Raw genomic sequence first — 22,993 nt, 5'->3', positions numbered from 1 at the left:
CAAAATTAATGCCATTATCGCCCAAGGCTGATCTGCAACTCTAGCGGCTCTTCGCTGTGTAGAAGTAAGTAAAGTTCTTTTTAGCATCACGATGATTGTTGTCCTTCGAACTGCGCTAGCTTAGCTAAATACCTGTTCGAGTGGCATCAACAATGTGCTTACTCCACCAAGCCATAAGATCTCTTCTACGTTCTAGGTAATCTGTTCGGCTATATGCGCGATGTGTTTTGGTACCAATAAGGTGAGCGAGTGCTGATTCAATTAAAATGTAGTCGTGTCCAGCTTCATTTAGCGTTGAGCTAGCTATAGAACGTAAACCATGGGAAACTAATCGACCTCCAAACCCCATGCGTTTTAGAGCCATATTAGCAGTTTGACTATGCATTGGTTTTTTTGGATCTGTTGCCGACGGAAAAACATATTCGCTATTTACTCTCATCGAGCTCATCGTATTTAATAGAACGATGACTTCGTCCGTTAGAGGTATTCGGTGTTCTTTGCGTTTTTTCATCCTCTCTGCAGGTATTGTCCAAACTCGATTTTCTAAATCGAATTCTGACCACTTGGCTCCAGAAGCTTCGTTTGGTCTGGTCATTGTATGTAGTTGAAACTTGATCAGGCATCGTGTAGAACGCTTGATGTTTGCTTCAGTTAAAGTTGCCATTAATTCGGGTAATTCGTGTGGTTCTAGCGCTTTCATATGCTCTTGTTGAGGCTTTTTAAAAGTAGCAAAAATATTGCTTATTGGATTGGAGTTAATTAAGCCACTGTGCATAGCGTAAAGCATGACTTCATTTAGCCGTTGAGATAATCGTTTGAGTGTTTCTAAAGAGCCTTTGGCTTCGACAACCTTTAGAGTTTGAATTACAGTTTGAGCTGTAACCATAGAAATAGGTTGTGAGCCCAAAGAAGGAAAAACATGCAGCTCAAATGAACGCCAGATATCTTTCGCATAATCTTCGGTAACTGTTGATTTCTTTTGTTCCATCCACTGCTGTGAAACATTGAATAGCGTGTGCTTATATATAGCGTCGGCTTTTTCCTTTTCTTCTTTTTTGTGGTGTTTTGGATCAATGTCTAATGCTACTAACTCACGGTGGCCTTCTGTTATTTTCCGAGCATTAGCTATCGATAGATCTGGGTACTTGCCCAAGGTTATATTGCTGCGCCTCCCTGTCGCTGGACTCTTGTATACGAAACGCCAAGACTTAGTTCCATTTGGCATTATTCTAAGCTGTAAGCCTCGTCCATCACTGAGCAATTGTTCTTTGCCAGTTGGTTTTGTGCTTTTGACTTTTTTGTCTGTCAGTTGAACTGCTGGTCTTGCCATTTCTAAACCTATTTAGTACCCGAAATATCTTGGATGAGAGTATAGGGTAACTGGGCGGGTACTAAAAACGTGAGCAGATATGAGACGCGATGAGACAGAATAAGACAGGAAGGTGAGTTAAGTGATTGAATTTTTGATGTTTTAGGTACAAAAAAGGCCACCCGAAGGTGGCCTTTTCCAAACGTTTGGTGGAGCTGGCGGGAGTTGAACCCGCGTCCGAAAACCGTTCATCATTGGTACTACATGCTTAGTCGATCTTTAATTTCGCCATCCACCTGCGAACCGACACGCTAATGAATGACTAGCCTGAATTAAAATTCGCCGTTCATCTCTCAGGCGGGAGAATCCGGGCTAGCGCGTTTGGGTTTGATCCCTCGTTGATCCCCGTCTTACGTGCGGAAGCTAGGGCGAGAGAGCTCTTAGCAGGTTATTAAGCTGCTAGTGCGTAGTTTTCGTCGTTTGCGACTATTTTTTTGCGGTTTGTTAACGAGGCCTACCGCACCTCGGCATGCACCTCAGACTTCTGAATTCCCGTCGAATCCTAAATCAGCCCCAGGTAATATTCGCATAGTAACAGAAAAGCATTGGCTGTCCAGTACTATGCGTTTAAGTGGTCAAGATTAACGCAGCGCGCTCTTCATTACGCGTGCTTTTTCTCTTGCCCAGTCTTTTTCTTTTAGATCCGTACGTTTATCGTGCAGCTTTTTACCTTTTGCTACGCCAATTTTTAGTTTCACCCAAGAGCGAGACCAGTACAGTGAGAGGGCCGTTAATGTCATACCTTCACGGTTTACACGTCCGAATAGATTATCCAGCTCACGACGACTCATTAGTAGTTTACGCACACGTGTAGGATTCGCCACAACGTGTGTCGATGCCTGATTTAAAGGAGTGATTGTCATGCCACTCACAAAGGCTTCACCGTCACGCATAAATACGTAACTTTCAGAAATATTGGCTTTACCTTGGCGAAGGGCTTTCACTTCCCAACCTTGGAGCTCCAAGCCAGCTTCGATTTCATCATCGATGAAATACTCGTGGCGAGCTTTTTTATTCAGCGCGATAGTATTGCTACCCGCTTTTTGTTTCGTTTTTTTCTTTGCCATAATAGCGTCATTATACGGGTTGGATATCGGATAGGAAATCCTTTTATTTGCGCAATCGTGGAATAAAAGTAAAATTGGCGAGTAGCTTTAAATCTGTACATGTATCGATAGGAGTATGTATGAAGCAAGTCAGCCGTTCTGCGCTTGTGTCTTTTAGCGCCGAACAGATGTTCAATCTGGTTAATGATGTTGCTAAATACCCTGAATTTCTGCCTGGTTGCTCGGGCTCTAGAATCATTGAGTCTTCGGGGAATGGTATGGTGGCTTCTGTCGATGTGGCGAAGGCTGGAATCAGCAAAACGTTTACGACTTCAAATGAGTTGATCCCCGGTCAGGCAATTATGATGAACTTGGTGGATGGCCCGTTTAAGACGTTGCGTGGTGGTTGGATTTTTACCGCGCTAGATGAGCAAGCTTGCAAGGTTGAACTAAAGCTTGAGTTTGAATTCTCAAGTAAAATGATTGAGATGGCCTTCGGTAAGATTTTTAACGAGCTTACCAGTAATATGGTAAATGCATTTACTAAACGCGCAAAACAGGTCTACGAGTGTTATGAGTATTGAGTCAGATATGATTCACGTTGAGGTTGTCTATGCTCTTCCTCATGAACAGCGTGTATTTAACTTAGTGGTAAATAATCACGCAACGGTAGAAGAGATCATTCGACAATCCGGTGTATTGGAGTTGTACCCTGAAATTGATTTGTCCAAGAACAAAGTGGGTGTGTTTAGTCGTAACGTGAAGTTAGATGCGACCGTTCGAGATCGAGATCGAATAGAGATTTATCGTCCGTTACTCGCCGATCCGAAAGAGATTCGCCGTAAACGGGCGGAGCAGGCTAAAGCCGAGGGGAGTGCAGACCCAGTCACCGGTGGCAAGCCTAGTTCTGTACGTAAAAATAAGCAGGATTAATATAAACCCAATAGCTCATGTGAGTTACTCAAAGTTTGACTAACGTGATTTCTATATAATAAAAAACCTCCCAAACGGGAGGTTTTTTTGCAAAAGTCAGTTTACTGAATTTGCTCGTAAAATGCGTCACTTTTTGGAAAGTCACCACTGATGTCTGCGAGTGTGCCTTGGTCATTAAAGTTTACAATCAGATCTTTCTGTACTGGTTCGCCATGGCCAGGAGTATGATGATAGATGTAATACCAAGTGTTTGGATAGCCGTTTTCAATAAGCATTGGCGACCCTAATACGAAGCGAACCTGTGCTTTAGTCATCCCAAACTTTAATTTATCAACCGCACTTTGTTCTACATAGTTGCCTTGGTTGATATCAATACGATAAACCAGTCTTTCCAATACCGAACATCCTGTCAGCAATGTCATTGCTAATGGTACGGCAACTAACCACTTCTTTAATTGCATAATAATTTCTTAGTAACCTTTAAAATACTGCGCTGATAATAAACAAGCTCGACGCAGATGTAAAAAGCTATGCGTCGTATGGTAGACAATCTGACAACGAATTTTGAGTTGAGTTGCATTTATTCACCGATATTAGGCGGTAAATGTCACCACATGACGTATTAGTTAGGTGACGAAGAGCAAATTTCAATCGGAAGTAGGGTGATGGACGCTTTCAGCGGTGAGCAAAGCCTAGTGACTCGTTAGTCGGTTTTGGCGAATTCGCGTAATGCATCACCTGAAAAACGATAATACTCTTTTTCATGAATTAGTGTTGCACCAATTGAGCGGTAAAACTGACCTGCGGTAGGGTTACTACTTTCAGCTGTCCAGTCCAACCTTTGGCATCCACACTTGATCGCCAAAGATGCCAGATACTTCATTAACTTGAGACCAACCCCTTTTCCTCGAACCTTCGAAGATACGAACAGATCTTTTAAGTACATCTGCCCTGAGAGTTTTGGGGCAGGGAACATGACGGTATAAGATGCAAAGCCTACGACGTCATCATTATCGTAAACCGCAATGATATTAACACCAGAATGTTCAGAGAAGACTTGGCTCTTTAGATAATGGACCAGATCGTGTTTTGATGAAGCTTTTTCTTTGAAGTAGTAATGTTCTAACTCAATAAAAATAGGGATGAGATCTAAGCAGTTGGTTTTGTGTATTGCTCTGATATCCATATCTCATCCCTTGTCGATTTATTAAGCGGCGATAAGCAGTTCTTTTGCGTTTGCCAACGTTGAGTCGGTTATTTGACTACCACCAAGTAAGCGAGCTAATTCTGCCACACGTTGTTGTTCATCTAATGCGTGCATTTGGGTTTCGGTTTGGCCTGCTTTGGTTTGCTTAGCAACAAACATTTGTTGATGGCCGCATCCGGCAACTTGAGGGAGGTGAGTGACACACAATACTTGAGTAGATTCGCCAAGCTTGCGTAGCATTTTGCCCACTACGGCAGCTGTTGGGCCACTAATACCTACGTCCACTTCATCGAAGATTAAACTTGGTGTATCTACTTTCTGAGCGGTGATCACTTGGATAGCTAGAGAGATACGTGATAGCTCACCGCCTGACGCAACTTTTGCTATAGGTTGCAATGGTTGTCCCGGGTTGGTCGATACTAAGAAGCACACGCTGTCCATGCCAAGCGGCGATGGGTGCGTGTTGTCATTGCTAACTTCGATACTGAATACTGCTTTCTCCATGCTCAATTCGTGCATGCTTTGTGTGATCAGTTTGTTCAGTTCTTTTGCGTAACGGCTGCGTGATTTGTGCAGTTTTTCTGCTTGTGTTAGAAAGCTTTGGTACTTGTGTTCTACTTCTTGAGCAAGTTCATCTAAACGTTCATCGGAGCAATCTAACGCTTCTACTTGGGCCAGAAGATCTTGATGATGCTGGTAGAGTTCTTCTGGCATTACGTGGTGTTTACGAGCTACAGACATCACTTTAGAAAAACGTTCTTCTACATAAGCCATACGAGCTGGATCAACATCGATGCCATCTAAGTAGCTGCGTAATTCATTCTTCGTTTCTTCAAGTTGAATCATCGCTTCTGACAGCATGTTAGGTAGCTCAGATAGCTTTTCATCTAATTCGGCTAATTGAATTAGGGAGTGATTGGCCGATTGCAAAATACCAAGCGCATTGACTTCTTCACCTTCGTAAATAAGTTCGATGGCTTGCTGACAGGTAGTGGCGAGTTCACCACTGTTGGATAGTCGTTTATGCTCTTGCTCGAGCTCTGCAAATTCTTCTTCACCTAGCGATAACTCATTCAGTTCTTTGATTTGGTATTCAAGCAACTGTTTTTGCGCCTGGTTTTGCTGGCTATTTTCTTTTAGCTGCTTGAGGTTATTATCCGCCTGACGCCAATGCTGGTAAGCACTTCGTGTGCTTTTTAGTAGGTTTAAATGCCCAGCATATTGGTCGAGCATGGCCATTTGGTGCTCACTTTTCATCAATTGATGATGAGCGTGCTGCCCATGGATATTGATAAGTAGCTGCCCTAGAGATTTGAGTTGTGATAGTGGAACAGGGCTGCCATTAATGAAGGCTCTTGAGCGGCCTTCTTTTGTGATAATACGACGCAAAATACACTCACTGCCATCTAGCAGATCGTTATCTTCTAACCAACGTGTTGCATGTAAGTTGTTGTCCAATAAAAAAGCGGCGCTAACTTCGGTTTTCTCTTCACCTTGTCGCACCATGCCGGCATCGGCTCGTCCGCCTAAGCAGAGCCCTAAAGCATCGATAGCAATGGATTTACCCGCGCCTGTTTCACCTGTAATGGTGGTCATGCCCTTAGAAAGCTCGAGTTGTAAAGACTTAACAATCGCAAAATTATTAACACTTAGATGAGCCAGCATTTTATTTACCTGTATAACTGAACAATACTGTATAAGAGAACAGTATATACTGTTTCTTTATACAGTAAAGTCAGGTAAGGAAAATTTTCTTTGTAGGCTGTTTTTTTGTGATGAAGTGGGAAAAATGAGCCGATGTGATTACAACGACTCATTAAAATTGAACAGGTTACGGACGAGTTGGGTTAATCGTTAGTGGTTCTAGTGTGACGACTGCATTCACACCTGCACCTGGGTGATCCACGTATGAAGTGTCTTGCATTAGAGTGTAGTAAACGTCGACGAAGTCATCATCATTCGTGAGTACACCATCGGGGATAGTGTCGATGATCTTGTTCGTGATTTGCGGAATAATCGCGTAAGCCTGAACTTCTGGATCTGGAATCGCTTTCAATACTTCTTCGGCAACTTGAACAAGGAGTTTTGCCAATTGTTTATAGTCTGTGCCGTCATCTTGCTCCATGAGCACAATGTCTGCCGCACCCCAGCGGTAACGAGACCAGTGAATAATGATCTGATTTGGATAGTAATCTTGGTTATCGTAGTCTAAGTATGGAAGCTCCACCAAATCGAGAGTAGGTTCATCACGACTTGGATTGACGCCCGTTACGATAGCGTAGATTTCTGCCTTGCCAGAGATCCAAGGTTCTTTGTCATCGGCTAGACGGATCTTTTTCAACTGCGTGGTTTGAATTGGAGCCGCTTCGCCCACTGCGCTACTTGACAATAGCGGTGTATTTTGGCGTTGTTCATCAGCAATATATGGTTGAACTAAAGCTGGTTGACCGAGTTTTTTCATCTCAGCTTGCATAGCTTGCAAGCCTGCTTTTAGCTCTGCAGAGCTATTGTTATCAACGACAAGTACAGGTACCTCAGGGAGCTGGTAAACATCGAGTTGATGGATGTTGCCATACACATCAAATGCTTCGATGTATTGCCAATTCTCATCATCACCACTTGGTTCAAATGCAAATAATGGCTCGACCTCGCCACTTTGCCATGCTGTTATCATGGCTTCATTTGCCAAGCGAACTTCTAACAACTGATCAGAGTATTCAGAAATACCTTTCCAGCTACGAATTTGAGTGTCAGCTTGTACAAGCTGGCGGCTGAACTCTGAGTTAGGGTTTTGCTTAACAAATGCTGATACAGACACGTTAGTCTGTTGCGGAGTAATATCTCTTCTCAGCATGGGTTCAATGGCAGCATAATTCTCACTCAATTGTTGAGCTAGGGCCCGTTTCGTCTTAGTGATATCTTCCGCTTTTGCATTGGACACACTGTTGACTTGCGTTTCCTCTGATTGGCAGCCAATAAGTGCTAATGTACTGAGAACAGACAGAATGATGGTTTTCTTCATAATATGTCCTTTATTGATTGTATGAAATAGAGTTAATACTCTATTCATGGTGAGAATATCACCGGACATAGATCATTGAATTTGCTTTTCTATCTTTTGTGTAAAGTTTGCCCACAGGATCAAAATTTATAAGCTTCTCTTTAATGATGACAAATATCGTGTCGCCTCACTACTTTGTGTCTATTTCTTGTCTAAGAAAGCCAAAAGCCAGTAGCAATTAAGCTGCTGGCTTTTTTATTGAAGTTATTGCCCTGAGTAACAAGTGTTAGAACAATTTACTAGACCAGCCAAGCTTATTCCGTAAGACGTGATAGTAGCTGTAGTCTTTTGGATGGATGAGCTTTAGTACATTTGGACTTTGATAGATGTGAATTTCGTCGCCAGGGGTAACTGGAAGTGAGACTTGTCCATCACAGCTAACTTCTTGTGTTCCACGGTTTTCTGGTGATACCACCAATTTAATTCGACGTTTTCCATCAACCACCAAAGGTCGACTCGACAATGTATGAGGGAACATTGGCACGAGTGAAATGGCATTCAAGCTAGGAGAAAGAATTGGGCCGCCGCCAGAAAGTGAATATGCCGTCGAGCCAGTCGGAGTGGAGACAATCAAACCGTCGGCCCGTAAAGAGAAGGCGAAGCTTTCATCAATATACACTTCAAATTCAATCATATGGGCAATTTGCCCTGGGTGAAGTACGGCTTCGTTTAGCGCAGCGTTATGGCTCTTTATTTGTCCGTGGCGGTGTACTTCCGCCTCTAAAAGAAAACGCTCCTCTTCAATGTACTCACCGTCGAGTACCGCTTGCAGAGACGCTTGGAAGTCGTCTGGGTTCAAGTCAGTTAAGAAGCCCAAATTTCCGCGGTTCACGCCTATAACTGGTACATCAAATCGGGATAAAATTCTTGCTGCACCTAGCATGTTGCCATCGCCACCAACCACAATGGCTAGATCGGCATTTTTTCCTAGTTCAACTAAGCTAGCAAACTGACTCTGTGGGATATCATCCAGTATTGCGGCAAGGCGATCGTCAATGAATACTTTATAGCCCTCAGAGGTCAGCCATTGGTACAACTCTTTATGAGTTTGAATTGCTTGTTGATCTCTTGGTTTTCCGATAATCGCGATCACGTTACATGGATTTTTCATAGCATTTCCGCATTAAAGAGGCTTGAATCAGGAATCTTCATCCCCATAATAATGGCAAGTCACCTAAATATGCGAATTTTTATGTGGTTAAAGCCCGCAAAAACGCGCATGGCTTTAAGGGCATTATGTTGAATTCTGGAGATATCATGAGCAACGAAGAAAACAAAGTTACAGAAGAAGAGCTTGATCAAATCATCGAAGAGGCTGAAAAAGTAGAAGCTGAAGCACAAGAAGTTGAAGCTGAGCTTGAAGAGCTTGGTGATGAGACAGACGCTAAGATTGCTCAACTAGAAGCGGCACTATTGTCTAGCGAGGCAAAAGTAAAAGAGCAACAAGATGCGGTGTTGCGTTCTAAAGCTGAAGTAGAAAACATGCGTCGTCGCACTGAGCAAGAGATCGATAAAGCACGTAAGTTTGCGTTGAACAAGTTTGCAGAAGAGCTGCTTCCTGTTATTGATAACCTAGAGCGTGCAATTCAAGCGGCAGATACAGAGAATGAAACTGTGAAGCCGTTCCTAGAAGGCGTTGAACTAACACATAAAACGTTTGTAGACGTTGTCGCGAAATTTGGCTTGAAAGCAATCAACCCTGAAGGTGAAGCATTCAATCCAGAGTTCCATCAAGCGATGTCGATTCATGAGAGCCCTGATCATGAATCAAACACTGTTATGTTTGTTATGCAAAAAGGTTACGAACTAAACGGTCGTGTGATTCGTCCGGCAATGGTAATGGTTGCTAAGTAACTTTAACTCCCTGTTTTTTAAATATAAAAGTGCCCATCATTTTTGATGGGCGCTTTTTTGTTTTAAACATAAATGACTGCATCGAACTTCGTTGTATATCGATAAATGAAAATTTGATCCCCTTCATATTTTTTCCTATTGGTTAATTATTTTCCTATAGGAGATTTTCTCTCATCTCGCTGCGTGTTTATTAACGGAAAGGGCTATAAGTGATTGTAATCATTCGCTGTGTGAATGTTTGTTCTGCATAGGAATGTAAATATAGTCATTTTTTCTAAAACAATTTCGTTAACAAAAATGTAAATTATCACTTTATTTTGTAACTTCGGTGTGTATGATTTGCGACTAATGCTTTAAAAGTAAGCATATATAACTACAAAAATGTAAATAGTAAACACAACATATCGGAGATTTATAATGGATAAATCGCTTTCTAGTAAGATTTTTATAGGCTTGTTTGCCGGCCTTGTGCTGGGGACAGCAATTCAGTACTTATTTAGCGGTATTGCGATTTTTGATACATACCTACTTGGAGCAGCAGAAGGTGTTGGCGGCATGTTCGTCTCACTGATCAAATTGCTTGTTGTTCCTTTAGTTTACGTTTCAATCGTATGCGGCATTGTTGACTTGAAAGATATCAGTGCATTTGGTCGTCTTGGTGGAAAAACTTTTACCCTTTACATTCTTAACACCATCATTGCGATTACGGCGGCTTTGACTGTCGGCTTGATCTTCCAGCCAGGAGCGGGCGCTAATCTAGCAGGAACGGTATCTGAGGCTGTACAGCTGACAACGACAGAGACGCCGGACATTTTCTCTTTAGTTGTTAACATTGTTCCTAGCAATCCTGTACAAGCGTTTGCTAGCGGCGACATGCTGCAAATCATCTTTATGGCAATTTTGACGGGGCTTGCAATTCAAGCTTTGGATTCTCGTGGTGGCCCAGCTATTCGCACATTCAAAATGGCAAATGAAATCATGATGAAATTGGTTGGATTAGTGATGAGTCTTGCACCATATGGTGTGTTCGCACTAATGATTCAACTAGGTGCAACGCTAAACGCCAATACATTAATGTCCGTTGCCGGTTACGTGGCTTTGGTGGTTGCGATGTTGGTGTTCTGGATCTTCTTCTTCTACCCAATGGCAGTGAGTATTGCGACAGGAACTTCTCCAAAGACTTTCCTACGTGCAACTCGTGAGCAGATTCTTTTCTCTCTATCTACCGCGAGCTCAAATGCGACTATCCCGGTAACGATGCGCACACTGACAGAAAAGCTTCAGGTCTCTAAATCGGTTGCTGGCTTCGGTGTACCACTAGGCGCAACGATGAATATGTCTGGTGTATCTATCTATATTGCTCTCGCAACGATGTTTGTTGCGAACGCTTTTGGCCAGCCAATTAACACCGCAGACATCTTTACACTTGGCTTAACTATTCTTCTGTTATCTATTGGTGCTGGCGGCGTTCCTGGGGGCGGCGTGGTAATGGTAGGCGTTTTGCTTCACCAACTAGGTTTACCACCTGAAGGTTTAGCAATCATTGCAGCGGTCGACCGTATAAATGATATGTTCTGTACATCATCTAACGTTGTCGGCGACACGGCAGTGAACACCATTGTTGCAAAAACAGAAGGTGAGATAGGTAAAGAAGAAGGTGTTGATGCTGAGCCTGCTCAAGCGAACGCCTAATACCTTGAATCATTTATTTTAACCCTAATATTGAAGCGAGCTCTTATGAGTTCGTTTTTTATTTAGGAAGAGTCGGACATAAATAAATTTATCTGGGAAATGACGTTTTGTTGCGCTACAGCAGTGTGACGAGTTCCCAACTAATCAGAAAGAAACACATAAATTTCGAAAAAAGACGCTTTTTTTTAATTCTGCCCTTGAAAAGCATTTTGCCGCCCTTATCTATGTGGCATAGAGAAGCAAACATTGATTATTTTTGTTTGTGAGCAAGGGTTGAAACCCGATTCTCCTCCCCCCACATTGGGGTTATAACCAAACGAAAATAGAATTTATTCGGAGATAGCCAGATGGGTAAAATCATTGGTATTGACTTAGGTACTACTAACTCATGTGTTGCTGTATTAGACGGCGACAAACCACGTGTAATTGAAAACGCAGAGGGCGAACGTACTACTGCATCGGTTATTGCTTACACTGACGGTGAGACGCTAGTAGGTCAACCAGCGAAACGTCAAGCAGTAACTAACCCAGAAAACACGCTATTTGCAATTAAGCGTCTAATCGGTCGTCGTTTTGAAGACGAAGAAGTTCAGCGTGACATCGAAATCATGCCTTACAAAATCGTTAAGGCTGACAACGGTGATGCTTGGGTAGAAGCGAAAGGCCAAAAAATGGCAGCTCCTCAGGTTTCTGCTGAAGTTCTTAAGAAAATGAAGAAAACTGCTGAAGACTTCCTTGGTGAGGAAGTAACTGGCGCAGTTATCACAGTACCTGCTTACTTTAACGATGCTCAGCGTCAAGCGACAAAAGATGCTGGCCGTATCGCAGGTCTAGAAGTTAAACGTATCATCAACGAACCAACAGCAGCTGCGCTAGCTTACGGTCTTGATAAGAAGGGCGGCGATCGCACTATCGCGGTATACGACCTTGGTGGTGGTACATTCGATATTTCAATCATCGAAATTGATGAAGTTGAAGGCGAGAAAACATTCGAAGTTCTAGCAACTAACGGTGATACTCACCTAGGTGGTGAAGACTTTGATAACCGTCTAATCAACTACTTGGTTGATGAGTTCAACAAAGAGCAAGGCATCAACCTTAAGAACGACCCACTAGCAATGCAGCGTGTTAAAGAAGCAGCAGAGAAAGCGAAAATCGAGCTTTCTTCTACTTCTCAAACAGACGTAAACCTACCTTACGTTACTGCAGATGCAACTGGTCCTAAGCACATGAACATTAAAGTGACTCGTGCAAAACTAGAATCTCTAGTTGAAGACCTAGTACAACGCTCTCTTGAGCCATTAAAAGTAGCTCTAGCTGACGCTGACCTATCAGTAAACGACATCACTGACGTAATCCTAGTTGGTGGTCAGACTCGTATGCCAATGGTTCAAGCGAAAGTTGCTGAGTTCTTTGGTAAAGAAGCGCGCCGTGACGTAAACCCTGACGAAGCAGTAGCAATGGGTGCTGCAGTTCAAGGTGGTGTACTTGCTGGTGACGTTAAAGACGTACTACTACTAGACGTAACTCCACTGTCTCTAGGTATCGAGACAATGGGTGGCGTGATGACTAAGTTAGTTGAGAAGAACACAACTATCCCAACTAAAGCGAACCAAGTTTTCTCTACAGCGGAAGACAACCAGAGCGCGGTAACTATCCACGTTCTACAAGGTGAGCGTAAGCAAGCGATGTACAACAAGTCTCTAGGCCAATTTAACCTAGAAGGCATCCAGCCTGCACCACGTGGCATGCCACAAATCGAGGTTACTTTTGACCTTGATGCGGATGGTATCCTACATGTGTCTGCGAAAGACAAGCAGACTGGTAAAGAGCAGAAGATCACTATCCAAGCTTCTGGCGGTCTAAGCGATGAAGACATCGAGAAAATGGTTCAAGAAGCAGAAGCTAACAAAGAAGCGGACAAGAAGTTCGAAGAGCTAGCGACTGCACGTAACCAAGCTGACCAAATGATTCACGGTACTCGTAAGCAAGTAGAAGAAGCTGGTGAAGCGCTACCTGCAGAAGAGAAAGAGAAGATTGAAGCAGCAATTTCTGAGCTAGAAACAGCACGTAAAGGCGAAGACAAAGAAGCTATCGATGCTAAAGTTCAAGCACTAATGACTGCTTCTCAAAAGCTGATGGAAATCGCTCAACAACAAGCTCAAGCGCAGCAAGCACAAGGTGCTGACGCAGGTGCACAGTCTAAAGAAGACGACGTTGTAGATGCTGAGTTCGAAGAAGTTAAAGACGACAAGAAATAATATTTCTTAACCAGATGGCTGCATAGCCATCTGGGGTCGATAAGACTTCGTGTGCGGGCGTTTGGGGCAACTCTTACGCCCGTCTGTTTGTAAACGCTGTCTTTCTAGTTAAGTATGTTGCAGACAAGTGCACTTACCTAGAACGATACAAACACCAAGCGGTGAATCGATGCCGTTTGTAGTAATTAACTGGTGACGAAGAACATGTCAAAACGTGATTTTTACGAAGTATTAGGCGTAAGCCGTGATGCCTCAGAGCGCGATATCAAAAAGGCGTATAAGCGTCTAGCGATGAAATTCCACCCAGACCGAAACCAGGGTGATGATTCTGCGGCGGACAAGTTTAAAGAAGTAAAAGAAGCGTACGAAGTTCTGACCGACCCTCAAAAGAAAGCGGCGTACGACCAATACGGTCATGCAGCTTTTGAACAAGGCGGCGGTGGTTTCGGTGGCGGCGGCTTTGGCGGCGGCGGTGCTGATTTCGGCGACATCTTTGGCGATGTATTCGGTGACATCTTTGGTGGTGGTCGTCGTGGCGGTGGTGGCCACCGTGCCCAGCGAGGTGCTGACCTACGTTACAACATGGAATTGACGCTAGAAGAAGCGGTTCGTGGTGTAACGAAAGAGATCGAAGTACCGACACTAGTACACTGTGATACCTGTGATGGTAGTGGCGCGAAGAAAGGTTCATCTGCTGAAACATGTGGTACCTGTCATGGTCATGGTCAAGTACAGATGCGCCAAGGCTTCTTCGCAGTGCAACAAACCTGTCCTACCTGTCACGGTAAAGGTAAAATCATTAAAGACCCTTGTAATGAGTGTCATGGTCAAGGTCGTAAGCAGAAAACAAAAACACTTAACGTTAAGATCCCTGCAGGTGTTGATACTGGCGACCGTATTCGTCTATCTGGCGAAGGTGAAGCGGGAGAAATGGGGGCGCCTGCTGGCGACTTGTATGTACAAGTGCACGTGAAAGAGCACCATATCTTCGAGCGTGATGGCAACAACCTATACTGTGAAGTGCCAGTAAGCTTTGCGATGGCGGCTCTAGGTGGTGAAGTTGAAGTGCCAACTCTAGATGGTCGCGTAAGCCTAAAAGTACCTTCAGAAACGCAAACAGGTCGTATGTTCCGCATGCGTGGTAAAGGTGTGAAAGGCGTTCGCGGTGGCGGTGTTGGTGATCTTATTGTGAAGTTGGTTGTCGAAACACCAGTAAATCTAAGCTCACGCCAAAAAGAACTGCTCAAAGAGTTTGATGAGTCTTGTGGTGGTGAAGCTGCAACTAAGCACAAGCCTAAATCAGAAGGCTTTTTCAACGGTGTGAAAAAGTTCTTTGATGATTTAACCAGCTAAGACGTTAGTGAAAAGCACAAATACAAAGGCCTGCTAAAATGCAGGCCTTTTTGCATCTCGGTGTTCTTCCTAATTCCAGCAATCACTTGGTTCTTCGACATTTGTTGACGTTAAAGTAATCGTTTTAGAACCAGTCAAGCACTCGTCGTCGTCTTGTCCAAGAGGTGATTTTGCTGTTGCTGTAATGGTATAGGCCGTACTTGCAGAGCTCGCAATATCGAAAGAAAATCTATTTTTGTCTGAGTCACATATAGTGCATGTCCCTCCAGAGAGAATATGACTCCAGTCGTACCCACCATCATAAGATGTCTCTAGCTCTAGCTGAATTCGACTAAGATCGCTCAAGGCAACCGTCCTATGAGACTTGATTACATGATTAGTGTAAGAAGGGTAGGCGACCGCAGCAATGATCCCGACAATCACGACAGCTATCAGTAATTCGATCAATGTCATCCCTCTCAATCCTTTTTTGTAGCCGTTACAACGAGAAATTCGAATCATCACGAGTAGTTTCCTTTTCACTTTTCCGCCTATTTTTGGCAGGTGATAGCATCTGTGCAAGATGAATTACGGCCCTTTTGCCGTTTACATAGGAATTTGGGAAATGCCTCGCGGGTTTACGTTGTTGGAGCTTCTTATTACTGTTGCTGTACTGAGTATTATATTGGCGTTTGCAGCTCCATCTTTCCAAAATGTTTTTGAAACCAACAAAATGCAGCGCTTAGCTAATGAATTGCATGGCTTTGTTATTGAAGGCAAGTCTGAAGCAGTATTACGGCGTGAAAGACTTTGGGCACACATCATCATGTCTGGGAGTTCATCTAGTGACGGAAACTGGCGTATTGATTTGACAGATAACGGAGCTGAGGGGGCTGGGACTGTGTTGTTCTCTTTATCAGGTAAGCCGTATGACGGTATTGTCGTTACACCTAGCTACGATTCAGACCAAATCAGTTTTGACGACGTTTATGGCCGACCATCATCAGGAAGCTTGAAGTTTCATCCTGTTGGTGAATCATCAAAAGTCTTAAAACTTATTTCTCACACTTTATCTGCTCGCGTGCGAGTGTGTAGTGATAGCAACAGTACAGAATATTACGGTTATTCAACTTGCTCTTAAAAGGATGATTATGTTTAAACAAAAAGGGGCAAGCCTTGTTGAGTTTATGATCGCATCGGCACTTGGGCTTATTTCTCTTGCTACAGTGGGGTCAATCTATGTGAGTGGTCAAAGGGTGATAATGGAACGGTCGAAAGAGCTAATGTTGTTACAGAACTCTGAAAGTGTTGTGCAAATGCTCAAGAGTGACATTCAGCGTGCTGGTTTTGATGGTAACGATGGCAATTCTATAAAAATATCTGGCTCATCAAACACAATTTACACTCTCGATGATGTTGATAGAGGGGTGATTGCTTATGCTTATTACATAGGTGTTTCTGGCGCTGGCGCTAGCTCTTTTCCTTTATATAAAAACGTAGCTTATGAGCAACGAGTTAGCACGCCAGAGTCGCTATTTGTTTGTGAAAAAAAACAAACAACGATATGGGATGTTGATGACGTGATTAACCTTGCAGGCACTCGCTCATGTAAAAATCTTTTTGATAAGAAAGTTATTCACGTTAATCGTTTTGACCTTACTAGTGAACTGTTAGAAAGCACTGATGCAAAAAGTGTACTGGTGACCGTTACATTGGGAACCGAATTGAAAGATGCGACTGATATTCGCACTCAGCAGTCGTTTACTGCGATGCAAAGGAACTGGCAGTAATGAAGAAACAACAAGGTGCAGTAGCGTTACTCGTTGTCAGTGTATTACTTGTCGCAGCGTTAATGATGTCGCTTGGTAGCTACAAGTCTCTTTTTTATCAGATCAAGCGTGCCAACAATCAAATTGAAGCACGACAAGAACATTGGCTTGCAGAAGGGGGATTGGAGTGTGGCTATGCGATAAATAAAGCGGATATGTCGATCGCACCAAATATGCAAGACTACTCTAGTTGTTTACAAAGTACTGTTGTCGCAACTCAATCTTTGGTGGATCCCAAATTCTACGAGCTATCTTCAAGCGTAAATAACCGAGTTGAGACCTTCAAAAGTATTGAAGTAGTTGGTAGACCAAGCGGAGCTATACAAGCCCGCTCAGATTTGAAGTTAATGGGCTCTTATCTTTTTACACCTGAATTTGTCGAGCAGGATACTTGTGTTTCTGTTCGATTTATGAAATCAGTAGTAATGGAGGGCGCTTTTGTTACTTCACACCCTTCTGGAAAAACGTGTAGTTCATCTCATATGACTAACACTGCCCGCTTAGGGTTATGCGTTTCTGGTGACGCTAACTGCGATGATTCTGGTGGCGTAAACGACTACAAAGTGAAAGTCATTGGTAACAATCAAAATTATATTGGCGACGAAAAGATGTTTGAGCATGATTTTGTTCATGACCCAAATCTTGACCCTTTTGAAGCTTTTTTTGGTTATCCTCGCTCCCAATTAACTCAAATAAAGAATGGATTTGTGGTGATTGATGGGAGTGTGGCAAGCAGCTCGTCAACAGTTAAATCTTGTGTTGATAGAATTGTTAGTTCATTTTCTGTGAGCGACAAAGTGTGGGTGGTTGGTGATTGTGACCTAGAAACTGGTATCGGAATCAGCCTCAATTCTAGCCCTAAGCTTCTTGTTATCGAGAATGGCTTATTGTCGGTTAATGGGGTTGACTCTTTTCCCGGAACTGTTTACCAATTGTTTACTTCTACAGTTAGTGACATGTCCGCAAGATGGACATCAGATGTCTCAGTCACTCCATTTATAGGAGGACTCTCTACAGACGAAATAAAGAAGCTTACTTTTTTTTCCCGTGGCGCTTTCAAGCCTGTAGGTGGATATGTTTTCGACACCCCAGGAGGGTTAAGTGTCTTTGGTGCTGCAGTTAATTTGGAGTTTGATTCAACATCTGTACCCAATGTTCACAAGAAAGTAAAATGGAAAAAGGGCTCCTGGAATGATCTCTAAACAAAAAGGTTTTAACCTTCTTGAAGTTCTAATTTCTTTTCTACTTATCGGTGTTGGGGCTCTAGGTTTAACGAAGCTAAACGTATATCTAGAACGCGAATCCGAATATGCCATAAAAAGTATTGAAGCACTTCGTCTAGCAGAAAACCAGCTCGAATGGTTCCGGACGCGTGGTGCTTCTGCGGCGATGTCTACCATCACACCTGCAAATTTTGCTTCTATTGCAACAGGCTCTTCTGTTACTGGATCTTATGTCGTCGAGTGGGAAGTTCCAGCTGCCACGGTTTCAGGAACACTGAAAACTATCACCATTACCTCTAGCTGGAAGGATAGAATCGGCGAGACGCGATCAGTTCAGCTTAAAACGATGATCTCACAATACAGTGAATTCGAAAACTAAGTTCAATTGCATACATGGGCTGGGACAAATGCGGGTGTAATTCCTGTTTAATACCGAATTGGTCACGGTTAATAAATGGTTTTTGAACTGTTAATTGAGTTGATGTGCTACTGTTTTTATTATGTTTAATTGAAGTGGTGTTTTTGCAAAATATGTCTCCAATTATGAAAAAAAATATAGAACCTTGTGCTTTCTCCATTAGTGTTTACTAGAATACTCGTTGGATAGTAGGCCGTCATAATTACTCAAATAGGCCTTGGCACCAACATCATTCACTATGGAGTTACCATGAGTAACCAAGCTGTAAATAAAGCACCATCATCGAAGCCGAGCGGGATGGAGCGCTTTTTAAACTTTATCGAGAGGACAGGTAACAAAATCCCTGATCCTGCGATTTTGTTCTTCTGGGCATTGATCATTACTTGGGCGGCGTCAGCACTTTTGTCGAATGTATCATTCGATCTTCCAAACCCTCGAACGGGCGAAGCTCTTACTATCACCAACTTACTTACGGGCGAAGCGCTAGCAAGTTTCCTTGCTAATATGGTGACGACGTTTACTGGCTTTGCGCCACTGGGTATCGTACTTGTCGCAATGCTAGGTGTGGGTGTTGCAGATTCTTCGGGTTTTATTACGACGGGTCTTAAGAAGATGCTGAACTTCACGCCAGCTAAGCTTCTTACTCCAATGCTGATTTTGGTTGCTATTGTGTCGCATACTGCGGCAGATGCAGGCTATGTTCTGGTTATTCCTCTTGGCGGTATTATCTTCCATGCGGCAGGTCGTCACCCTTTAGCAGGTATTGCGGCAGCATTTGCAGGTGTATCTGGTGGCTTCTCTGCAAACTTTATCCCTTCAGGTATCGATCCGCTATTGGCTGGCTTTACGCAAACTGCGGCGCAGGTTCTTGATCCTGAATATGTGGTTAACCCATTAGCGAACATCTTCTTCACTGGCTTATCCTCTATCATTATTGTGGGGATTGGTTGGTACGTGACAGAGAAAATCATCGAGCCTCGTTTATCAAAAATGCCAATTGATGATGATGCGGAAACCGCGCCAAACCTAGGTTCATTTACTGAACTGGAATCAAAAGCATTCCGTTATGCAGGTTGGGCAATGATGGCGGGTATTGCTTTACTTGTTGCAGCGTTAATTCCAGAAACATCAGCACTTCGCTCGCCTGAAGGTGAAATTACTGCCTTCTCAGCACCGATAATGAAGTCTATCGTGCCGTTGATCTTTATTCTGTTTATCATTCCTGGTTACGTTTACGGTAAAGTGTCTGGAACGTTCAAGACCAGCAACGACATTATCAAAGCGATGGCTGATACTATGTCAACCATGGGCGCATACATTGTTATGTCGTTCTTCTGTGCTCAGTTCCTATCTGCATTTGCTCAGTCAAACATCGGTACGATGCTAGCGTTGTATGGCGCAGAAGGCTTAAAAGCGATGAACCTACCAGGTGAAGTGACCATCATCGGTATGATCCTTCTAACCGCGTCTGTAAACCTACTTATTGGTTCGGCATCGGCAAAATGGGCTTTAATTGGTCCAATCTTAGTGCCAATGCTAATGGCGGTTGGTATCTCGCCTGAGCTGTCTCAAGCGGCTTACCGTGTGGGTGACTCTGTATCGAACATCATTTCGCCTCTAATGGTATTTTTCCCTCTTGTAGTGGTTTACTGTCAGCGTTATGTGAAGTCGGCTGGTATCGGTACGCTTGCGTCACTAATGATGCCATTCTCGATCGCAATGCTGATCGGTTGGTCTATCTTCCTAGTTGCTTATTGGATGGTAGGTATCCCGCTAGGCATTCAAGCTCCTTACACTTACACAATGTAAAAACGTTTAGGGTGTGAAAGCCGCTAATTGGCAGCCAAAAAGCGCAGGTCTTCGATCTGCGCTTTTTTGTTCTCGTAAAACGAACATCGATAGGTCTTGTAACTAGTTTTTTGGAGTTGCAGACTTTGTCCCGTGATGTGTCGCTGTAGTGAAGCCGAAGTTGGTGATAAAATTCCCGACTTCAATCATTTTTGTTTCTTTGGAGCCTCCTTTGTCTAACCATCCGTTTACCCCTCAAGATGAATTGTTTATGCGCAGAGCGATGGAGCTTGCTGAGCAAGCAGAAGCTGAGGGGGAAGTACCTGTTGGCGCAGTGCTTGTCAAAGATGGTGAAATTATCGCTGAGGGGTGGAATCGCTCTATTGGTACTAATGACGCTACCGCACATGCTGAGATCCAAACGCTGCGTAAAGCAGGCCAAAAGCTAGAAAATTACCGCCTTCTGGATACGACGTTATATGTAACACTTGAGCCATGTCCAATGTGTGCCGGAGCCTTATTGCATAGCCGCGTTAAGCGGGTTGTTTTTGGAGCGCCAGATTTAAAAGCTGGAGCTGCAGGAACAGTGCTTAATTTGTTTGAAAGCCAAGCCGCTTACCATTACGCCTTAGTTGAAAAGGGGCTGCTAGAAGATGAGTGCCGCACTCAGCTACAAGCGTTTTTTAAGCGTCGCCGAAAGGAAATTAAAGCGAAGAAGCAAGCACAAAAAGCATTAGAAAATCGAGAGAGCGAGCAAGGTAGTGGGAGTAGTGAGGGCTAGCAAACACCTACAACGTGGTAGATGTTTGTTTGGACGCACTAGTGATTGACTAAATGTACAAAAACACGATTACGTGAACTTACTTTCTTTTTCATACATGTCAGTTTACGTTTACGTCGGATAGCAGCTACTGTGTTATTTAAACGCTTTGACTGCACTCTACGTCTTCTCATATTCAAAACCTCCTGCAGACAAGACTTATACCAGTAAAGCGCGGCTCATCGATGCTTGGCAATAGGCTCGATAATCGCACTAAACATTGTATGGTTTAAACGTTCTTCATTTGACTTCTGCATTGCACAGAGCCAGCAAACAATTTCAATACGATGCTTAATAATAGGAGTGACGTTATTTCGGCAGAGTGTAGCCGAAAGCGCCGCTTCATCAAGTGAGCTAAACCATGTGGTTGTAAAGTAATCTGTTACAAAGCAATCAGTTTTACTAACGATGAAGAAAAGGCGACCAACCAAAGGAATGGTTGAGTGTGGTTGGTGTCACTCAGAATATTGGAGTCTAGATAAGTTTTCGTTAGGACTCAACAAAAATGACGAGCTTCATAGGCTCGTCATTTTCTAGTTTACCGCGGGTTTATTCTTCAATGCTTTCTTGTTCGGTGTCTTCTTCAACCGTGACGTCAGAAGCGCCAGAGACTTGTTCTACGACGGTCTCTACTGCGCCCGATATCAAAATGTCGGGGTTGAGCGGCGGAATCACTTGCAAGTCATCGCTATTCTCATCAATCGCTGGCTGTTGGCTGACATGACCAATGATGGATTGGTAGTAACGTCGAATATTTTCTACGTAATTACGCGCTTCATCGCCTCTGGCGTACCCATAGCGAGTTTGGCTGTAATAGCGTTTCTGACGCAGTAAAGGCAGCCTATCTTTTACATCGGCCCAAGCGTTCGGATCGCCACCTTGTGCTTTGGTGAGTCGTCGTGCGTCCATCATGTGGCCGTAACCAATATTGTATGAAGCTAACGCAAACCATATTTTTTCATGCTCGTTGATGCTATCAGGCACGCGACCTACAATGCGACGTAAGTACTCGACACCACCACGAACAGATTGCTCAGGGTCTAAACGGTTTGTTACCCCGACGCTTTTCGCTGTTGGCAGAGTAAGCATCATCATCCCCCTAACACCCGTTGGCGATTTTGCTGTTGGTTTCCAATGTGACTCTTGATAAGCCAATGCTGCAATTAATCGCCAGTCGAACTCTTCGCTGTATTTTTGGAATAAAGGTGCCCATTTAGGCAATTTGTCATCCAGAGCTCGAATGAATGCGCGAGTATCAACGTAGTCAAATGCTTCAATATGACCAATGTACTTTTCTTCGAGGGTGGACAGTTCTCCTGATTGTTTGATGTTACCGAAAAACTCTATCAGCATTGCATACAAGCTTTCGTCTTCAGAACGTCGAGTAAACCAAGACACAGGTTGATCTTCTGTAAGTTCGAACGCGAGCGCAAGATCGGGGTAAAGGCGTTGAGCTAGGGAAAGTTCCACCGAATCAGTCACAGTAAAACGTAACTCACCCTTCGATACGTATTTGAGTAAGTCTCTCGTGTCAGCATCACCAACAATTTCAAACTGAAGTTCTGGATACTGCTTCTTTAACGCTGTTAGGGTCGGAACATATTGCGATTGTTCAACGATCTTTAATGTTTGAGCGCCTGCATTTGTATCTTCGTCGGACTCGTCGTCTTTCGAGGCTTGGTATTCAATGAGTTGTTCGATATCACGTGGTCGAAGTTGCCCTTTTTTATATACCACTTGTTGGCTTACATAATAATAGGCAGGGCCTGGTCTAAATCGTTTGACTGCTTGTGACGTTTGATTTAAACCCGTAGCGATGATATCGATATCTCCTTTCTTAAGAGCAGGAAAAAGCTCAGCTTGGCGAAAGGCTGGTTTAATCTCGAGTTTGACGCCGAGCTGCTCCGCAAACTGACGCGCCAATTCGTAATCCAACCCTGCGGGACCATCGGGACCTATGTAGTAGGAAAGCTGATTGTTTAGCGTGCCAACACGAAGCACACCACGTTCTTGAATTTTTTCAAATTCACTTTTGGGCTCCGACTCAATCTGGCAAGCAGAGAGTAAAAGAACAGAAACTAAAATTAGAGCACTGCGCTTGAGCCGGTTGAAGTGACTTATTTGCATTGATAGGTACATCTTGGAAAATTTCTATTTGCC

Annotated in this window: 21 protein-coding genes and 1 other RNA gene; 12 read left to right on the top strand and 10 right to left on the bottom strand. The window is 43.5% G+C overall.

Translation table 11 applies throughout. The annotated features are described in order from the left end of the window. Positions 1 to 124 precede the first annotated feature (124 nt). The 3 genes from R8N46_RS15515 to smpB form a co-directional block, all read right to left on the bottom strand. Complete coding sequence (locus R8N46_RS15515; protein ID WP_005467057.1) at positions 125 to 1,330, bottom strand: integrase domain-containing protein; 1,206 nt, start codon at positions 1,328 to 1,330, stop codon at positions 125 to 127. 186 nt (positions 1,331 to 1,516) lie between these two features. Further along, positions 1,517 to 1,884: a transfer-messenger RNA gene (ssrA, locus tag R8N46_RS15510) on the bottom strand. A gap of 66 nt (positions 1,885 to 1,950) precedes the next feature. Continuing rightward, positions 1,951 to 2,436, bottom strand: coding sequence for an SsrA-binding protein SmpB (gene smpB / locus R8N46_RS15505; RefSeq protein ID WP_005381642.1), 486 nt, complete (start codon positions 2,434 to 2,436; stop codon positions 1,951 to 1,953). A 119-nt stretch (positions 2,437 to 2,555) separates the two neighbouring features. Here smpB and R8N46_RS15500 point away from each other — a divergent pair, with 119 nt between their 5' ends. Together R8N46_RS15500 and R8N46_RS15495 are read left to right on the top strand one after the other, a co-directional pair. Further along, a complete protein-coding gene (locus R8N46_RS15500) occupies positions 2,556 to 2,999 on the top strand; it encodes an SRPBCC family protein (RefSeq protein WP_005381641.1) in 444 nt (147 codons plus the stop codon). Continuing rightward, positions 2,989 to 3,348, top strand: coding sequence for an RnfH family protein (locus tag R8N46_RS15495; RefSeq protein WP_005381640.1), 360 nt, complete (start codon positions 2,989 to 2,991; stop codon positions 3,346 to 3,348). Before R8N46_RS15500 ends, R8N46_RS15495 begins: the two co-directional genes overlap by 11 nt. 101 nt (positions 3,349 to 3,449) lie before the next feature. On the opposite strand, the gene bamE is transcribed toward R8N46_RS15495, so the two are convergent. The 5 genes from bamE to nadK all read right to left on the bottom strand — a co-directional run bounded on the left by bamE (position 3,450) and on the right by nadK (position 8,727). Next, positions 3,450 to 3,809, bottom strand: coding sequence for an outer membrane protein assembly factor BamE (gene bamE / locus R8N46_RS15490; protein WP_017820585.1), 360 nt, complete (start codon positions 3,807 to 3,809; stop codon positions 3,450 to 3,452). 242 nt (positions 3,810 to 4,051) lie between these two features. Further along, a complete protein-coding gene (locus tag R8N46_RS15485; protein ID WP_005381636.1) occupies positions 4,052 to 4,534 on the bottom strand; it encodes a GNAT family N-acetyltransferase in 483 nt (160 codons plus the stop codon). Between the two features lie 21 nt (positions 4,535 to 4,555). Continuing rightward, on the bottom strand, positions 4,556 to 6,220 hold the full coding sequence (gene recN, locus R8N46_RS15480) for a DNA repair protein RecN (RefSeq protein ID WP_005383750.1): 1,665 nt from the start codon (positions 6,218 to 6,220) through the stop codon (positions 4,556 to 4,558). A 166-nt stretch (positions 6,221 to 6,386) separates the two neighbouring features. Then, positions 6,387 to 7,577 (bottom strand): DUF3103 domain-containing protein, encoded by a 1,191-nt coding sequence (locus R8N46_RS15475; protein WP_005383752.1) that lies wholly within the window; start codon positions 7,575 to 7,577, stop codon positions 6,387 to 6,389. 265 nt (positions 7,578 to 7,842) lie between these two features. After that, complete coding sequence (gene nadK, locus R8N46_RS15470) at positions 7,843 to 8,727, bottom strand: NAD(+) kinase (RefSeq protein ID WP_005381631.1); 885 nt, start codon at positions 8,725 to 8,727, stop codon at positions 7,843 to 7,845. 146 nt (positions 8,728 to 8,873) lie between these two features. On the opposite strand from nadK, the gene grpE reads away from it, so the two are divergent. The 4 genes from grpE to dnaJ all read left to right on the top strand — a co-directional run bounded on the left by grpE (position 8,874) and on the right by dnaJ (position 14,776). Beyond that, positions 8,874 to 9,470: a nucleotide exchange factor GrpE gene (grpE, locus tag R8N46_RS15465; RefSeq protein WP_318098475.1), complete on the top strand. Its 597-nt coding sequence runs from the start codon at positions 8,874 to 8,876 to the stop codon at positions 9,468 to 9,470. 417 nt (positions 9,471 to 9,887) lie between these two features. Then, positions 9,888 to 11,162 (top strand): dicarboxylate/amino acid:cation symporter, encoded by a 1,275-nt coding sequence (locus R8N46_RS15460; RefSeq protein WP_005381625.1) that lies wholly within the window; start codon positions 9,888 to 9,890, stop codon positions 11,160 to 11,162. A 347-nt stretch (positions 11,163 to 11,509) separates the two neighbouring features. Further along, positions 11,510 to 13,423, top strand: a complete 1,914-nt coding sequence (dnaK, locus tag R8N46_RS15455; protein WP_005381623.1) for a molecular chaperone DnaK — start codon at positions 11,510 to 11,512, stop codon at positions 13,421 to 13,423. A gap of 204 nt (positions 13,424 to 13,627) precedes the next feature. Next, entirely contained in the window at positions 13,628 to 14,776 is a 1,149-nt protein-coding gene (dnaJ, locus tag R8N46_RS15450) for a molecular chaperone DnaJ (RefSeq protein WP_115385771.1), read from the top strand. Positions 14,777 to 14,845: 69 nt separating this feature from the next. On the opposite strand, the gene R8N46_RS15445 is transcribed toward dnaJ, so the two are convergent. Continuing rightward, complete coding sequence (locus R8N46_RS15445; protein WP_115385772.1) at positions 14,846 to 15,277, bottom strand: type IV pilin protein; 432 nt, start codon at positions 15,275 to 15,277, stop codon at positions 14,846 to 14,848. A gap of 103 nt (positions 15,278 to 15,380) precedes the next feature. On the opposite strand from R8N46_RS15445, the gene R8N46_RS15440 reads away from it, so the two are divergent. The 6 genes from R8N46_RS15440 to tadA all read left to right on the top strand — a co-directional run bounded on the left by R8N46_RS15440 (position 15,381) and on the right by tadA (position 20,794). Then, entirely contained in the window at positions 15,381 to 15,896 is a 516-nt protein-coding gene (locus R8N46_RS15440; protein ID WP_064353664.1) for a GspH/FimT family pseudopilin, read from the top strand. Positions 15,897 to 15,906: 10 nt separating this feature from the next. Next, positions 15,907 to 16,545, top strand: coding sequence for a PilW family protein (locus tag R8N46_RS15435; protein ID WP_064353665.1), 639 nt, complete (start codon positions 15,907 to 15,909; stop codon positions 16,543 to 16,545). Beyond that, the gene (locus R8N46_RS15430; RefSeq protein ID WP_064353666.1) at positions 16,545 to 17,786 is read left to right on the top strand and encodes a hypothetical protein; all 1,242 of its coding nucleotides are present in this window, start codon (positions 16,545 to 16,547) and stop codon (positions 17,784 to 17,786) included. The genes R8N46_RS15435 and R8N46_RS15430 overlap by 1 nt, the downstream gene beginning before the upstream one ends. Further along, positions 17,776 to 18,186: a prepilin-type N-terminal cleavage/methylation domain-containing protein gene (locus R8N46_RS15425; protein ID WP_005381606.1), complete on the top strand. Its 411-nt coding sequence runs from the start codon at positions 17,776 to 17,778 to the stop codon at positions 18,184 to 18,186. Before R8N46_RS15430 ends, R8N46_RS15425 begins: the two co-directional genes overlap by 11 nt. 288 nt (positions 18,187 to 18,474) lie before the next feature. Then, complete coding sequence (locus R8N46_RS15420; RefSeq protein WP_017635695.1) at positions 18,475 to 20,034, top strand: AbgT family transporter; 1,560 nt, start codon at positions 18,475 to 18,477, stop codon at positions 20,032 to 20,034. A gap of 211 nt (positions 20,035 to 20,245) precedes the next feature. Continuing rightward, on the top strand, positions 20,246 to 20,794 hold the full coding sequence (gene tadA, locus R8N46_RS15415; RefSeq protein WP_025998702.1) for a tRNA adenosine(34) deaminase TadA: 549 nt from the start codon (positions 20,246 to 20,248) through the stop codon (positions 20,792 to 20,794). 588 nt (positions 20,795 to 21,382) lie between these two features. On the opposite strand, the gene mltF is transcribed toward tadA, so the two are convergent. After that, positions 21,383 to 22,960 carry a membrane-bound lytic murein transglycosylase MltF gene (gene mltF / locus R8N46_RS15410; RefSeq protein ID WP_025998701.1) on the bottom strand — a complete coding sequence of 526 codons (1,578 nt, stop codon included), beginning with the start codon at positions 22,958 to 22,960 and terminating at the stop codon, positions 21,383 to 21,385. Positions 22,961 to 22,993 lie beyond the last annotated feature (33 nt).

Origin of the sequence: Vibrio sp. 1874 (assembly GCF_033344395.1) — a bacterium.
In the GTDB taxonomy this organism is placed as follows: domain Bacteria; phylum Pseudomonadota; class Gammaproteobacteria; order Enterobacterales; family Vibrionaceae; genus Vibrio; species Vibrio alginolyticus.
This window is presented reverse-complemented; position numbering and strand designations above follow the sequence as displayed.